Here is a 13,741-nt window from a genome sequence, read left to right as displayed (position 1 = left end):
CATGATTCATATCGAAAATATCCGGAAGGTCTACCGCGCCCGCGGCCGCACCGTCACGGCGCTGGACGACGTCAGCCTCCATGTGGCCCCCGGTGAGGTGTACGGGGTCATCGGCCGCAGCGGCGCGGGCAAGAGCACCCTGCTGCGCAGCGTCACCATGCTGGAACGGCCCGACCGCGGCCGCGTGGTCGTCGACGGCGCCGACCTGTCCGCACTCTCCGAACGGGAGCTGCGCGCGGCCCGCCAGCGCATCGGCATGATCCACCAGCACTTCGGCCTGCTGTCCTCGCGGGACGTCGCGGGCAACGTCGCGTTCCCGCTGGAGGTGACCGGCACCCCGCGCCGGGAACGGCTGAAGCGCGTCGCCGAACTGCTCGACCTGGTCGGCCTCGGCGGCCTCGGCGGCGCCTACCCCGCCCAGCTGTCCGGCGGCCAGAAGCAGCGCGTCGGCATCGCCCGCGCGCTGGCGGGCTCGCCGTCCGTGCTGCTGTCGGACGAGGCGACCTCGGCCCTCGACCCGGAGACCACCGGCTCCATCCTGGCCCTGCTGCGCCGGCTCAACCGGGAGCTGGGCCTGACCGTCCTGCTCATCACCCACGAGATGGACGTGGTCAAGAACATCTGCGACTCCGCCGCCATCATGCACGACGGACGGATCACCGAGGCGGGCGGCGTCCGGGAACTCCTGGCCCGGCCCGGCTCGGAACTCGCACGCGGGCTGTTCCCCCTGCCGCCGCCCTCCGCCCGTCCCGGGACCACGGTCGTCGACGTGACGTTCACCGGAGAGGCCGCCGAGGAGTCCCCCACACGGTTCGTCGCCGCGCTCGCCCGGACCTACTCCATCGACGTCGACATCCTCGCCGGCTCCATCGAGGACGTCGCCGGAGGACGGGCCGGCCGGCTGCGGATCGAACTGCCCGGCTCCCCCGCCGACAACACGGCCCCGCTCGCCCACCTGCGCGAGCGCGGGCTGACACTGGAGGTCGCGGCGTGAACGGGCTCGACGAGATCCTCGTCCAGGCGCTGCGGGAGACCTTCCAGATGGTCTGGGTCTCCGCCCTCCTCACCGCCGCCGGCGGCCTGCTCCTGGGCGTCCTGCTCATCCTCACCGGCCGGGGCGGGCTGCTGCCCTGCCTCCCGGTCAACCGGGTGCTCGGGCTGGTCGTCAACGTCGGGCGCTCGCTGCCGTTCATCATCCTGATGGTCGCGATCCTGCCGTTCACCCGGATGGTCGTCGGCACCACGATCGGCACCACCGCGGCGATCGTGCCGCTGACCGTCGGAGCCATCCCCTTCTACGCCAGGCTCGCCGAGACCTCCCTGCGCGAGGTCGACCCCGCGGTGGTCTCGGCCGCCCGGGCGATGGGCGCCTCCCGGTGGCAGATCGTCCGCAAGGTCCTGCTGCGCGAGGCCATGCCGGGGCTGGTGGCGGGCCTGACCATCACCGTCATCACCCTCGTCGGCTACTCGGCCATGGCCGGGGCGGTCGGCGGCGGGGGACTGGGCGACCTGGCCATCCGCTACGGCTACCAGCGGTTCGAGACCGACGTCATGATCGCGTGCGTGGTCGTCCTGGTCGTCCTGGTGCAGCTCGTCCAGATGCTGGGCGACCTCCTCGTCCGGCGGCTCTCGCACAGACAACCCTGAAAGGCACCACCTTGCTCAAGAAGATCACCGTCGTCCTGTCCGCCGCGGCCCTGGCGCTCACCGCGGCCTGCGGCGGCGGCTCGGAGTCGCCGGACGCGCTCGTCGTCGGCGCCACCCCCTCCCCGCACGGCGAGATCCTGACCTACGTCAAGGACAACCTCGCCGAGAAGGCCGGGCTCGAGCTGGAGATCAAGGAGTTCTCCGACTACGTCCAGCCGAACGTCGCGCTGGGCGACGGCCAGCTCGGCGCCAACTACTTCCAGCACAAGCCCTACCTGGAGGACTTCGCGGCCGAGAAGGGCCTCAAGCTCTCCTGGGTCGGCAACGTGCACCTGGAGCCGCTCGGCGTCTACTCCGAGAAGACCGAGTCGCTGGACGGGCTGGCCTCCGGCGCCACCATCGCCATCCCGAACGACGCCACCAACGGCGCCCGCGCCCTGCACCTGCTCGCCGACAACGGCGTCATCACCCTGAAGGAGGGGGCGGGCACCGCGGCGACCGAGCGGGACATCACCGGCAACCCGCGGAACCTGAAGTTCACGGCGCTGGAAGCCGCCCAGCTCCCCCGTTCCCTGCAGGACGTCGACGCCGCCGTCATCAACGGCAACTACGCCCTCGAGGGCGGCCTGACCCCCGCCGACGACGCGCTCGCCCTGGAGAAGGCCGACGGCAACCCCTACGCCAACGGGCTGGTCGTGAAGGCGGGCGACGAGTCCGACGCGAACGTCAAGAAGCTCCTCGAACTCCTGCAGTCCGAGGAGACCAAGAAGTTCATCACCGACAAGTACCAGGGATCGGTCCTTCCCGCGGCCTGATCCACAGGTCGTCCCACGGCTCCCGGCGGTCTCCCGCCGGGAGCCTTCCCGTCCCGGGCGCCGCCGCGCCGGAGCCCTTCCCCGCGGCGATGCGGCCGGCGCCGGACGGCCGGGTTCTGTCAGTGGCGATCGATAGTTTCGTGGCATGTTCCGACAAGGAGACATCCTCATCCAGCCGGTCGCCGACGAGGCGGTACCCGACTCGACGCGGACCCTGCCGACCGCGCCGCGCGACGGCCGCGGCCGCATGGTCCTGGCGCTGGGCGAGGCCACCGGGCACGCCCACGCCGTCCACGCGCCCGGCGCCCTGCACCGCTCCGGCCACCCCTTCGTGCCGGACTACCTCCACCTTCCGTCGGGCGGCCGCCTGGTCCACGAGGAGCACGCGCCCATCGCGCTCCCCACCGGCTGGTACCGCGTCATCCGCCAGCGCGAGTACACCCCCGGCGCCGTCCGGATGGTCTCGGACTGATGCCGTTCACCGCCCTCCCCGCCGACCGCGCCCGCGCCGAGGCCGGCGTCCGCGCCGCCTACGCCGCCGCAGGCCTCGCCCCGCCCGCCTCCTTCCTGTGGGTCGCCTCCCCCGCCGCCGGCGCCCTCCTGTCCGTCCTGCTGCGCCCCGGCCTCCCGCCCGGCACCCGGACCGCCCTGTTCGACGCCCCCTCGCTCCGCTCCCTCCTCGCCGGCCTCCGGGACCACGGCGTCGCCCCGGCCAGGACGCCCGCCTCAGCCGACGGCCCCGCTTCGGACGACGTTCCCGCCCGGGGGGACGCTCCCGGTGCCGACGGCGTTTCGGACACGAGCGGGGCCCGCGGTCTCGAGGCGTCCGGTGCCCGTGCCCCGGTCCTGGCGGATGTCCCTTCCGGTGGGAGCGGTCCCGAGACCGCCGGTCCGGAGGGCGGGCAGGCCGCGCGGCGGGTGTTCGAAGAACTGTTCGCGGGCGTCGAGACAGGCGCCTGCGTGCGGGAGCGGGTGCGGACGGCCCCGTGGGAGCGGGAACGGGCCGCCGCGCGTGCCGAGCTGGGTCCGCACGGCTGGGTCGAGGCCTGGGCCCGGACCGGGGCGTTCACCTGGGAACGGGTGAACGAGCTGGTCACCCGGATCAGGCGCGCCATCGGCGAGCTCGACGAGGAGCACGGCCCCCTGCTGCGCGCCGCCACGCTCGACGCGGTGCTCGGCCAGCACGACGCCCCCTGGCTGGAGCTCTTCGCCTCCCTCGACCGGCTGGCGCCCCTGCACGGGCCGGCCGAGGTCGCCGCCTCCGCGGGCTGGTGGTGGCCCTACGAGAACCTCGTCATCCTCAGCGAACGCCCCGTCGAGCTCCACCGCGACGAGCCCGGCCGCCTCCACAACGGCGACGGCCCCGCCCTCTCCTACTCCGACGGCTTCGCCCTCCACGCCTGGCGCGGCATGCCCATCCCCCCGGGCTTCCTCGACACCCTCTCCGGCCTGACCGCGCACCGCATCCTCGCCGAGGAGAACGCCGAACTCCGCCGCGTCATGCTGGAGCGCTTCGGCTACGACCGCTACCTCGCCGAAGCCGGCGCCCAGCCCCTCCACCGGGACGAGACAGGCGTCCTCTGGCGCATCGACCTCCCCGACGACGAACCCGTCGTCATGGTCGAGGTCGTCAACTCCACCCCCGAACCCGACGGCACCCGTCGCACCTACTACCTCCGCGTCCCGCCCGACACCCGCACCGCCCGCGCCGGCGTCGCCTGGACCTTCGGCCTCACCGAGGCCGAATACCGCCCCCTCCAGGAGACCTGACCCTCTCCGTCCCGGACGGGGGCGGGGCCTCCATCGAGTTCTCGAGCAGGCCGAAGGGGTCCCCCGGCTACGGCGAAGCCTTCTCCAGGCTCCTCGGGTGAGGGTGGAAGCCTCTCCTGGCTCCTCAGGTGAGGCGAAGCCACCTCCGGCCCCTCGGACGAGAGCGGAGCCCTCTCCGAGTTCCTCGGACGAGGCGAAGCCTTCTCCGGATTCTTCGGGTGAGGGCGGAGTCCTCTCCGGACTCCTCAGACGAAGCGAAGCCACCTCCGACTCCTCAGACGAGAGCGGAGCCCTTTCTGAATTCCCCGGACGAGGCGAAGCCTTCTCCGGGCTCTTTGGGTGAGGGCGGAGCCCTCTCCGAGTTCCTCGGACGAAGCGAAGCCATCTCCGGCTCCTCGGGTGAGGGTGGAGGCCTCTCGTCGGGTGGTCTGCGGGACGTGGTCGGGGAGGGGTGGTCAGGGCAGGATCGGGATGCGTTCCAGGAGTCCGTCGGTGAAGACGTCGTAGAGGCGCAGGGGCTCGAAGTGGACGTAACCGATGTGGCAGTCGCACGAGGTGTTGGGGCAGGCGGACGGTTTCGGGGTGGGGTGGAAGGTGCCGTCGTAGAGGTTGCCCAGGGGGGTCTTGATGAAGTGGCAGCGGGTGACGGTGCCGTCGCCCGCGACGGAGACGACGTCGTGACCGGTGCGGCAGGGCAGGCCGCGGGTGCGGTGGGGGTGGCGGCTGTAGGGGAAGAGCGGGTCGAGTTCCGTCCAGCGGTCGGCTTCCTCGTCGGTGTAGGTGTGGCCTTCGGCGGCGTTCACCCAGAGGTAGACCGGGGACGGCAGCTCCCTCCGCAGCCGGCGAGCGGCGTCGAGGTGCTCGGGGAGGCCGACCACGCCCACGCTGTGCCGCACTCCCCGCTCGGCCAGCGCACGGGATTTCGCGAGGAACCGCTCGTGCGTCACCTGGCCGGGGTGGAACGTCGTCCACAGCGCCAGTTTCGTCAGGTCGGCCCGAGCGGTCCACTCCGTCCGGCCGCTGAGGTTGGTCTGGATGGCGGCCCTGCGGACGTGCGGCATCAGGCTCAGCTCCACCAGGGCCTCCCGGTACCAGGAACGCACCAGCCCCTCCCCCCAGGGGGTGAACAGCACGGAGAGCTCCTCCTCCCGGGCGGCCGCCCAGGACATGAACCGCGCGAGCGCCGACCGGTCCGCCCGCAGCTGCTCAGGCGTGTCCCGCCGCTTGGCGAACGGGCAGTACGGGCAGTCGTAGTCGCAGCTGGCCAGCGGCCCCCGGTACAGCACGGTCAGCATCCGGCCGCCTCGCAGCGGTCCGGCCACGTCTTCCCGCCGTCCGGAACGCCGCTTCGTCCGTTCGATGAGGGGAGATGGCCGGTGAGTGAGAATGCGGGGAAAAGAGGCGGCCTTGACATAGTAAGGCGGGAAATGAAAGGGCGGAAGGTCGGCATCAGCGGGCTCGGTAGGTGTCCATGAGGGCGCGGACGTGCGGGGAGAAGAGGGCGGGACCCAGGGCGTCGGAATGGGCGAGGCCCTCGGGCGTGAGGACCAGGGTGCCGGGGGTCTCCTCCAGCCAGCCGCGGCGGGCGAACGGGGCCAGATCGAAGTCGGCGAGGACATCAGTGCCGAAACGGGCGCGGTAGGCGAGGCGGTCCAGGCCCTCGGCCTGGAGGAGGGACTGCAGGAGGTGGCGGCGGCGATGCTCGTCGCCGGTCATGGCGAAGCCGACACGGGCCCGGGTGAAGTCCTCGGTGCGGACGTAGTCGTCGATGATGGCGCGGACCTCGGTGGCATGGACGGCGTACTCGAAGGAGTAGTGGAGGTTCGCGGTGTAGGAGCGGGCACCGCAGCCCAGACCGACCATCCCGTCCTCCTGGCAGGAGTACTCGGTTCCGCCGGCCCGCGTCCCCGGGAGGCGGAACATCCGCATCGAGACCTGCTCGTACCCGTGGGACAGCAGGTGGTCCCGTCCCAGCCGGTAGAGGCGCAGCCGCTGGTCGTCCCAGTCTCCCCCGAGCCTCCCCAGACCCGTCAGCGGCCGGATGTACAGGGGGTACAGGTAGAGCTCCTCGGGCCTCCACTCCAGCGCCCGGTCGATCGACCGCGTCCACGACTCGGCCGTCTGCCCGTCGATCCCGTAGATGAGGTCGATGTTCAGCACCGGGAACCCGACGTCCCGGATCGTGTCGAGCGCCCCGACCACCTCCTCTGCCTTCTGCGGCCGCACCGCCGCCCGCGCCTCGGCCTCCACGAAGCTCTGCACCCCGATCGAGACCCGCCTGGTCCCGTACGCCCGCAACACCTCCAGTCTGTCCTTCGTCGCCGTCCCCGGCGACGTCTCCACCGCCAGCGGCACCCCCGGACGCCCTCCACCGGCCACGGATGCCGAACCCGGACCAGAAGCGAGAAGTCCGTCCGCCCGAGCAGAGCTCGGTGGCCCCGCCGGACGCGCGGAACTCGAACGAAGGGTGCGGCCGTCCGGCCGAGCGGAACCCGTGGGCCCCGCCAGGTGCGCGGAACCTGGACGGGAGATGCGGAGGCCGTCCGGACGGGCGGAGCCCGAGAACCCCACCGGATCCGCGGCACCCGAACCGAGGCCGTCCTGCCGAGAGCTCAAGGAATCCACCGGATGGGAGGTGCGGAGGCCGTCCGAACGGGCGGAATCCGAGAACCCCACCGGATCCGCGGCACCCGGACGGAGACCGTCCTGCTGGGCGGAACTCGAAGGTTCCGCCGGGTGGGTGAGGATGCGGGTGGTGAGGTCGCAGAGGCGGGCCAGTTCGGGGGCCGTGAGGTAGGTGGGGGTGCCGCCGCCGAAGGCGGCCTGGGTGAAGCGGGCGGCGGGGCCCAGGGCGTCCAGGGTCGCTTCCGCCTGGCGCTCCAGGGCGTCGAGGTAGGCGGTGGTGAGGGACTCGGGGGCGCCGGTGCGGGTGAAGAGGTTGCAGAAGCCGCAGCGGATCTCGCAGAAGGGGATGTGGAGGTAGAGGAAGAGCCGGGAGGTGTCCTCATCGCGCCACACGTCGCGGAGGGCGGGGGCGGGGTCGAGGGGGCGGTAGGCGGTCTTGTGGGGATAGGCGTAGACGTATCCCTGGTAAGGCTTCATTCGAGGACGAACTCCGCGTATGGCACGGTCCAGACGACCTCATGGCCGAGACGGTGGCCGGTGTGGCCGCCCTCGCCATAAGCGGTGCCGTGGTCCGAGCAGATGATGACGAAGGTGGGGCGGCGCAGTGCGGTGAAGAGCCGGCCCATCCGCGAGTCGACGTACTCCAGCGCCGCCGCGTGGGTCTCCAGGGTGTCACCGGACGCGCCGGGCAGGTAGTGGTGGTTGGGCTGGTGCAGCGCCGAGACGTTCAGCAGCAGGAACAGACGCTGCCGCGTCCTCGCGACGATCTCAGCGATCCTGTTCACCTGGTGGTCGAGGCTGTCCGGGCAGGTCACCCCGAACTCGGGCGCCCAGTGGGACTCGGCGAACATGCCCGGCAGCACCGACCCGAGGGCGGTCTGCCCGTTGAAGAAGCCCACTCCCCCGACGCACGCCGTGTGGTACCCGGCCTGAGCCAGACCCGAAGGCAGGTCCGGCGCGTCGTACTTCCAGGTCAGCGGGCTCGTCGTCTCGCTTCCGGGGAACGCCGAGGCGAACAGGCGGGGATGCGGCCCCGGCGCCGCGGGCGTCGGCAGGAAGCCCGCCAGCATCGCCATGTGCGACGCGAAGGTGAAGTTCCCCGGCGCGTGCCGCTCCTCCCACACGAACCGCCGCGAGAACTCGGGCGTCCGTCCCGCCGTGGCCGACTCCACCGCCACGTCGTAGCGCAGCGTGTCCAACGTCACCAGCACCACATCATGCGTGCCGATAATCTCGTTCATGTCCCGCACCGGACGTCTCCTCCCTCCACGATGGACGCGGCCTCTCCACCGACCGCAGGTACGACCTCCTCCTCCGGGACACGCACGACGCCCTCTCCGCCCTTGCGCGGGGTGCCCATGCCGTCCGCCGGGGCGGGGCGTTCTGTCGGGGTGGGATGCGGCCCCAGGGCGGGCGGGGTGTTTCGGCGGGAGCCGTGCAGGGCGGCGCGGACCTGGGCGGTGTAGGTGTCCAGGCCTTCGGCCGGGGTGCCGGGGAGGCCGGTCAGGGCGGGGAGGAGGTCGCCGAAGGCGTTGACCTCGGCGACGGTCGGGCGGCGCCAGCCGAGGCCGATCATGAGGTCGACGGCGACCATGAGGCTGCGGGGGAAGCAGGCGGCGGCGCGGGCGCACACGGACATCGCCTCGTCCCAGTCGACGCGGGCGCGGACGGCTTCCAGATCGCCCCGGGCGCCGCCCAGGTGGAGGTTGGTCATGGGCGCGGTGCTGGTGCGCACCACCGCGTGGGCGGGCTCCCCGGCGATCACCACGACGCGCAGGTCCAGGAGGCGGCCGTCCAGCGCGGCCTTGGGGAACCACTTCTCGACGTGCAGGCCGTCGGGGGCCAGGGCGTCGACCAGGCGGGCCACCTCCCGCTCGGACGTGTACGCCCGCACGCGCAGCGAGTTGCGCCAGCCGTCCCCCGCCGGGACCGCGGAGCTGACGGCCTTGACACGGCCGGGCGCCGTCCGCAGGGCGACGACGCCCGAGGCCGAGGAGCCGTGGGCGGGTTTCACGAACACGCGGTGGACACGCCGCTCGGCCATCCGCTCGCGCAGCTCCTGATACCCGCTGATCGGGCCGAGCGAGGCCGGGACGGGCACGCCCGCCTCCAGCAGCCGGGCGTGGCATGCCCGTTTGTCGAACATGACCGCGATCTCGTCGACGTCGCTGACCGACGGGAGACCGCGGAGCCGCTCCAGGCCTCGCGACAGGGTGCGGTACCAGCGGGCGCCGCCGCCGACCCGCGCCGGGTCTCCGGGGCCGCGCAGCAGCGCGTCGGCCGCGGCGTCCTCGCCCGGGGAGTCGATCCGCAGCAGCCCGTCCACCTCCAGCGGCGCGCCGCTCAGCACGTCCGTCCAGGGCAGGAGTCTGGGCCGGGGCACGCCGGACGACGCGCAGGCGGCGGCGAACGCCTCGACCCTGCGGTCTCCCCGTGTCCCGACGACCGTGAAACCCGTCATCGGCTACTCGGCCACTGCCACGTAGCGCCACTCGTCCCGCTGCTTGTCGCCGAGATCGACGTCGACGCCGGGCAGCGCGGCGCGGACCCGTTCGATCATCTCGTCGGACAGGTAGTGGTGGTGGAGGTCGAGATGCTTCAGGTGGCTGAGCGGCTGGCCGGAGAGCAGCGCCTCGGCTCCCTCATCGGTGAGCATCCCCATCGACAGGCTGAGGGACTCCAGCTGCGCCACGACGGGGGCTCCGGCGACGGCGGCGGCGATCTCGTCCTGGATCTCGGCGTCCTGGAGTCCGAGGTGGCGCAGTCCGGGGAACCGCTCTCCGCTCAGCAGCGGGCCGAGGTCGGCGAGGGCGGTGTCCCCGCCGTACTCGTCCACGCCGAGCCACAACTCCAGCGACCGCAGCGCCGGGAGGCCGGACGCGCCCAGCGCGCGCACCACCGAGCCGGGCAGGCCGCCGGTCTCCAGGCGCAGCTCGCTCAGGACGGAGCTGGTGAGCGGGGACAGCGCCATCCCGCTGCCGCCCCTGATGACGACGGTCTCCAGGCCGGGGAACGCGGTGAACAGCGGGGTGACGTCCCCCTGCTCGATCCAGGAGATCTCCGTCTCCTGCTGCAGCCACTCCCCGAAGAACAGCGCCTTGAGCGCGGGGAACCGCTCCGCCTCATCGGTCAGCAGCCTCAAGGGCCGGTCCGCGGAGACCTCGTGGGTGGCGCCCCAGTTGCCGATGATCAGCGCGGTCACGGACGCGGTGTCGACGGACTCGAGGAAGCGGGAGAACAACTCCTGGAAGGGGGCGAAGTCCTCGATGAAGTCGTCGAGGCGCACCCGCCAGGCGACCTGGGCGGATCCGGGCAGCCCCTCCGGCCCGGTCTCCGGGGTGAAGTCGAACACGGGCAGCCCCGCGAAGGATTCCACGTACTCGTAGTGGGACGTCTTCGTCATCTCAGTGGCCGTTCTCGGTGGTCTGCTGCTGACGTGACTGTCCTATCACCGCCCGACGACAGATCCGACGTCGTCCACAGCCCTTCCCGGCTCCGGGCCGCTCGTCCACAGGGACGGCGGCGCGCTGAACCGTCCACAGGCCGGCCCGAACCGGACCGGGACGTCCGTGACCGGTGATAGTGATGGGGCATGGACTTGCGGACGGAAGCCGAACGGTGCCTGCGGGCGCTGGCGGGAGAGCACGCCCGGTTGCGGGAGGACCAGTGGACGGCGATCGCCGCCCTGGTGGAGGAGCGGCGCCGTGCCCTGGTCGTGCAGCGCACCGGCTGGGGCAAGTCCGCGGTCTACTTCGTCGCCACCGCGCTGCTGCGGGCGCGCGGCGCGGGCCCGACGGTGATCGTCTCGCCGCTGCTGGCGCTGATGCGCAACCAGATCGACGCCGCGGCCCGTGCGGGCATCGCCGCCCGGACGATCAACTCGGCCAACCCGGAGGACTGGCGGCAGGTCTACGCCGAGGTCTCGGCGGGCGCCGTCGACGTCCTGCTGGTGAGCCCCGAACGGCTGAACAACCCGGAGTTCCGCGATCAGGTGCTGCCGGAGCTGTCCGCCACGGCGGGGCTGGTCGTGGTCGACGAGGCGCACTGCATCTCCGACTGGGGCCACGACTTCCGGCCGGACTACCGGCGGCTGCGCACCCTGTTCGGCGAGCTGCCCCGGGGCGTGCCGGTGCTGGCGACGACGGCCACCGCCAACTCCCGGGTCACCACCGACGTGGCCGAGCAGCTCGGCGAGGGCACCCTGGTGCTGCGCGGCACGCTGGAGCGCGATTCGCTGCGGCTGGCCGCGGTCCGGCTGAGGACCGCGGAGGAGCGGCTCGCCTGGCTGTGCGAGCGGCTGGAGGAGCTGCCGGGCTCGGGGATCGTCTACACCCTGACGGTCGCCGCCGCCCATGAGGTCGCCGCGATGTTGCGGGACAGGGGTTTCGCGGTCGCGGCGTACTCGGGCCAGACGGAGCCCGCCGAACGGCTGCAGGCCGAACGTGACCTGCTGGACAACAAGCTCAAGGCGCTGGTGGCGACCAGCGCCCTGGGCATGGGGTTCGACAAGCCGGATCTGGGGTTCATCGTCCATCTGGGCGCGCCGTCCTCGCCGGTCGCCTACTACCAGCAGATCGGCCGGGCGGGCCGCGGTGTCGAACGGGCCGAGGTGATCCTGCTGCCCGGCCCGGAGGACCGCGACATCTGGTCCTATTTCGCCTCGCTGGCCTTTCCGCCCGAGCCCGTCGTGCGCAACGTGCTGGCGGCGCTCGGCGAACGCCCCCTGTCGACGGCCGCCCTCGAACCGCGTGTCGACCTGTCCCGCAACCGCCTGGAGATGATGCTCAAGGTCCTGGACGTGGACGGCGCGGTCCGCCGGGTCAAGGGGGGCTGGGTCGCCACCGGCGAGCCCTGGGCGTACGACGCCGACCGCTACGCCCGGGTCCAGGCCGCCCGCGACCACGAGCAGCAGGCGATGCTCGACTACCAGGGCACCTCCGAGTGCCGGATGCTCTTCCTCCGCCGCTGCCTGGACGATCTCGCGGCCGAGCCCTGCGGCCGCTGCGACAACTGCACCGGCGAGCACTGGCCGTCCGAGCTCTCCGAAAGGGCCGTCACCCGGGCCAGGGACCGGCTGGCCCGTCCCGGCGTCGAGCTCTCCCCGCGCCGCATGTGGCCGACCGGGCTCAAGGACGAACTCGGCCTGTCCGGCCGGATCCCGGCCGCCCTGCAGGCCGAGCCGGGCCGCGCCCTGGGCCGCCTCACCGACATCGGCTGGGGCCCGCGCCTGCGCGCCCTGCTGGCCGACGGCTCCCCCGACCAGCCCGTCCCCGACGAGATCGCCGCGGCCATCGTGCAGGTCCTCGCCGCCTGGGACTGGTCCGAACGTCCCGTCGCGGTGGCCTCGATCGCCTCCCGCACCCGCCCCCTGCTCGTCTCCAGCCTCGCCGAGCACCTCTCCCGCGTGGGCCGCCTCCCCTACCTCGGCGCCCTCGCCTCCCAGGGCCCGCCCGCCCCGCCCCAGCACAACAGCGCCCAGCGCCTGCGCACCGTCCTGCACTCCCTCACCCTCGACCTCCCCGTCCCACAGGGCCCCGTCCTCCTCGTCGACGACCACTCCGACTCCGGCTGGACCCTCACCGTCGCCGCCAGACTCCTCCGCGAAGCCGGAGCCACCGCCGTCCTCCCCCTGGTCCTCGCCACCCCCTCCTGACCCCGCCCGAAGAGCACCGGACCGTCCGGCGACGCGCCACCCGAACCCGTCCAGCCGCCCCGGCAGGACGGGTTCGGGTGGCGGACGGCCGCCCCCACGACCACGACGGCCCCATCGCCTCTTCCTTCCCGGATCTCCGCACGACCCCGGAAACCCCGAGAGCTCGTCGCACGATGTCCACGACCGGCCGCCCGACGTCCAGGATCAGCCGCGCAATGCCCACGACCAGCCAGCCCGACACCCGGGATCAGCCGCGCAACATCCACGACCGGCCGCGCGACGTCCAGGGTCATCGTGCGGTCGGCGGGCGACGGCGGAAGGCCGTGAGGAGGCCGGCGGTGGTGGCGCCCAGGAGGCCGAGTGCCTCGTCTCCGAGGGTGTCGCGGTAGATACCGATGGATTCGGGGGTGTCGAGGATGAACGCGCCGTATTCGGCGAGCTCCCAGGCGATGGCGGCTATGGCGCCTGCTCCTGCCACCAGGAGGACGGTCACCCAGCGGGGCAGGCCGGGTCCGCGGAGGAGCGCCGCTCCCGCGGCGCCGCCGAGCAGCGCCCAGTTGCCGAAGTGGCACGCGTCGTCGAACCAGCCCACCGAGTCGTACAGGTCGAGGGCGTTGCCCGCGACGTCGATGACGAAGGGGGCGGTGAGCAGGGCGTCGACGTCCCAGGGGAAGAGGCCCGGACGGCCGAGCCGACGCCGGACCAGCCAGATCGCGGGCACCAGCAGCGCGGCCAGCGGATAGGCGACGGCACGCGCCCCCATGGCCTTGTCGGCGAAACGGTCCCATTCGGGGAAGGCCAGCGCCAGCGCCAGCAGCACGGCCAGCACGGCCTTCAGGAGGAGCGCCGCATGACGCCAGGGGGTGCGGTGTACCGGTTCCATTCGGCACAGCCTGCGCCATCGCCCCCCTGCGGCCAAGGGCGCGCCTACTCAATCCGGAGAGGACGAATACCTGGTTCCCCGCAGCAGGCCCCGGCAGGCGACCCCGACGACCGGCCCCCGCCGACCAGTGGATCACGATCCAGGCGAAGACGCAGCCGGCGGCCCTCCAGACGATTCACCGGTCCGCCCGACCACGATCCGGGCGAAGGCGTGATGAGCGGATCTCCAGACGGCTTGGCGGTCCGCCCTCACCGGCCGGCGGACCGCATCCGGACGGAGACATGACCGACGGCCCTACGGGCGGCGACGTCCCCGCCTCGGCAAGAGCGGACCACGATCCGGGCCAGG

Annotated in this window: 12 protein-coding genes; 6 read left to right on the top strand and 6 right to left on the bottom strand. The window is 72.7% G+C overall.

The features are described from left to right. The first annotated feature begins 1 nt into the window (after position 1). The 5 genes from C2865_RS29815 (at position 2) to C2865_RS40270 (ending at position 4,232) form a co-directional block, all read left to right on the top strand. Complete coding sequence (locus C2865_RS29815) at positions 2-994, top strand: methionine ABC transporter ATP-binding protein (protein WP_106401946.1); 993 nt, start codon at positions 2-4, stop codon at positions 992-994. Beyond that, the gene (locus C2865_RS29810) at positions 991-1,647 is read left to right on the top strand and encodes a methionine ABC transporter permease (protein WP_269802754.1); all 657 of its coding nucleotides are present in this window, start codon (positions 991-993) and stop codon (positions 1,645-1,647) included. Before C2865_RS29815 ends, C2865_RS29810 begins: the two co-directional genes overlap by 4 nt. Positions 1,648-1,658: 11 nt before the next feature. After that, on the top strand, positions 1,659-2,462 hold the full coding sequence (locus C2865_RS29805) for a MetQ/NlpA family ABC transporter substrate-binding protein (RefSeq protein ID WP_106401945.1): 804 nt from the start codon (positions 1,659-1,661) through the stop codon (positions 2,460-2,462). A gap of 145 nt (positions 2,463-2,607) precedes the next feature. Continuing rightward, positions 2,608-2,934 carry a hypothetical protein gene (locus C2865_RS29800; RefSeq protein ID WP_106401944.1) on the top strand — a complete coding sequence of 109 codons (327 nt, stop codon included), beginning with the start codon at positions 2,608-2,610 and terminating at the stop codon, positions 2,932-2,934. Beyond that, complete coding sequence (locus tag C2865_RS40270) at positions 2,934-4,232, top strand: DUF6745 domain-containing protein (protein ID WP_198653711.1); 1,299 nt, start codon at positions 2,934-2,936, stop codon at positions 4,230-4,232. Before C2865_RS29800 ends, C2865_RS40270 begins: the two co-directional genes overlap by 1 nt. 455 nt (positions 4,233-4,687) lie before the next feature. Here the strand turns inward: C2865_RS40270 and C2865_RS29790 are convergent, their stop codons facing one another. From C2865_RS29790 to C2865_RS29765, 5 genes are all read right to left on the bottom strand, one after another. After that, positions 4,688-5,527: an STM4011 family radical SAM protein gene (locus tag C2865_RS29790; RefSeq protein WP_106401943.1), complete on the bottom strand. Its 840-nt coding sequence runs from the start codon at positions 5,525-5,527 to the stop codon at positions 4,688-4,690. A 154-nt stretch (positions 5,528-5,681) separates the two neighbouring features. After that, positions 5,682-7,334 (bottom strand): STM4012 family radical SAM protein, encoded by a 1,653-nt coding sequence (locus C2865_RS29785; RefSeq protein WP_232835870.1) that lies wholly within the window; start codon positions 7,332-7,334, stop codon positions 5,682-5,684. Beyond that, positions 7,331-8,098 carry an STM4013/SEN3800 family hydrolase gene (locus C2865_RS29775; RefSeq protein ID WP_106402193.1) on the bottom strand — a complete coding sequence of 256 codons (768 nt, stop codon included), beginning with the start codon at positions 8,096-8,098 and terminating at the stop codon, positions 7,331-7,333. Before C2865_RS29775 ends, C2865_RS29785 begins: the two co-directional genes overlap by 4 nt. After that, positions 8,095-9,318: an STM4014 family protein gene (locus C2865_RS29770; RefSeq protein WP_198653710.1), complete on the bottom strand. Its 1,224-nt coding sequence runs from the start codon at positions 9,316-9,318 to the stop codon at positions 8,095-8,097. Before C2865_RS29770 ends, C2865_RS29775 begins: the two co-directional genes overlap by 4 nt. A gap of 3 nt (positions 9,319-9,321) precedes the next feature. Next, positions 9,322-10,260, bottom strand: a complete 939-nt coding sequence (locus C2865_RS29765; protein WP_106401942.1) for an STM4015 family protein — start codon at positions 10,258-10,260, stop codon at positions 9,322-9,324. A gap of 189 nt (positions 10,261-10,449) precedes the next feature. On the opposite strand from C2865_RS29765, the gene C2865_RS29760 reads away from it, so the two are divergent. Next, a complete protein-coding gene (locus C2865_RS29760) occupies positions 10,450-12,510 on the top strand; it encodes a RecQ family ATP-dependent DNA helicase (RefSeq protein WP_106401941.1) in 2,061 nt (686 codons plus the stop codon). 289 nt (positions 12,511-12,799) lie between these two features. Here C2865_RS29760 and C2865_RS29755 read toward each other — a convergent pair whose 3' ends face one another. Beyond that, on the bottom strand, positions 12,800-13,393 hold the full coding sequence (locus tag C2865_RS29755; RefSeq protein ID WP_106401940.1) for a DUF2238 domain-containing protein: 594 nt from the start codon (positions 13,391-13,393) through the stop codon (positions 12,800-12,802). Positions 13,394-13,741 lie beyond the last annotated feature (348 nt).

It is taken from the genome of Actinocorallia populi (assembly GCF_002995495.1).
In the GTDB taxonomy this organism is placed as follows: Bacteria; Actinomycetota; Actinomycetes; order Streptosporangiales; family Streptosporangiaceae; genus Actinocorallia; species Actinocorallia populi.
The sequence above is the reverse complement of the archived record's forward strand: the minus strand, read 5'-3'. Positions and strand labels throughout refer to the sequence as shown.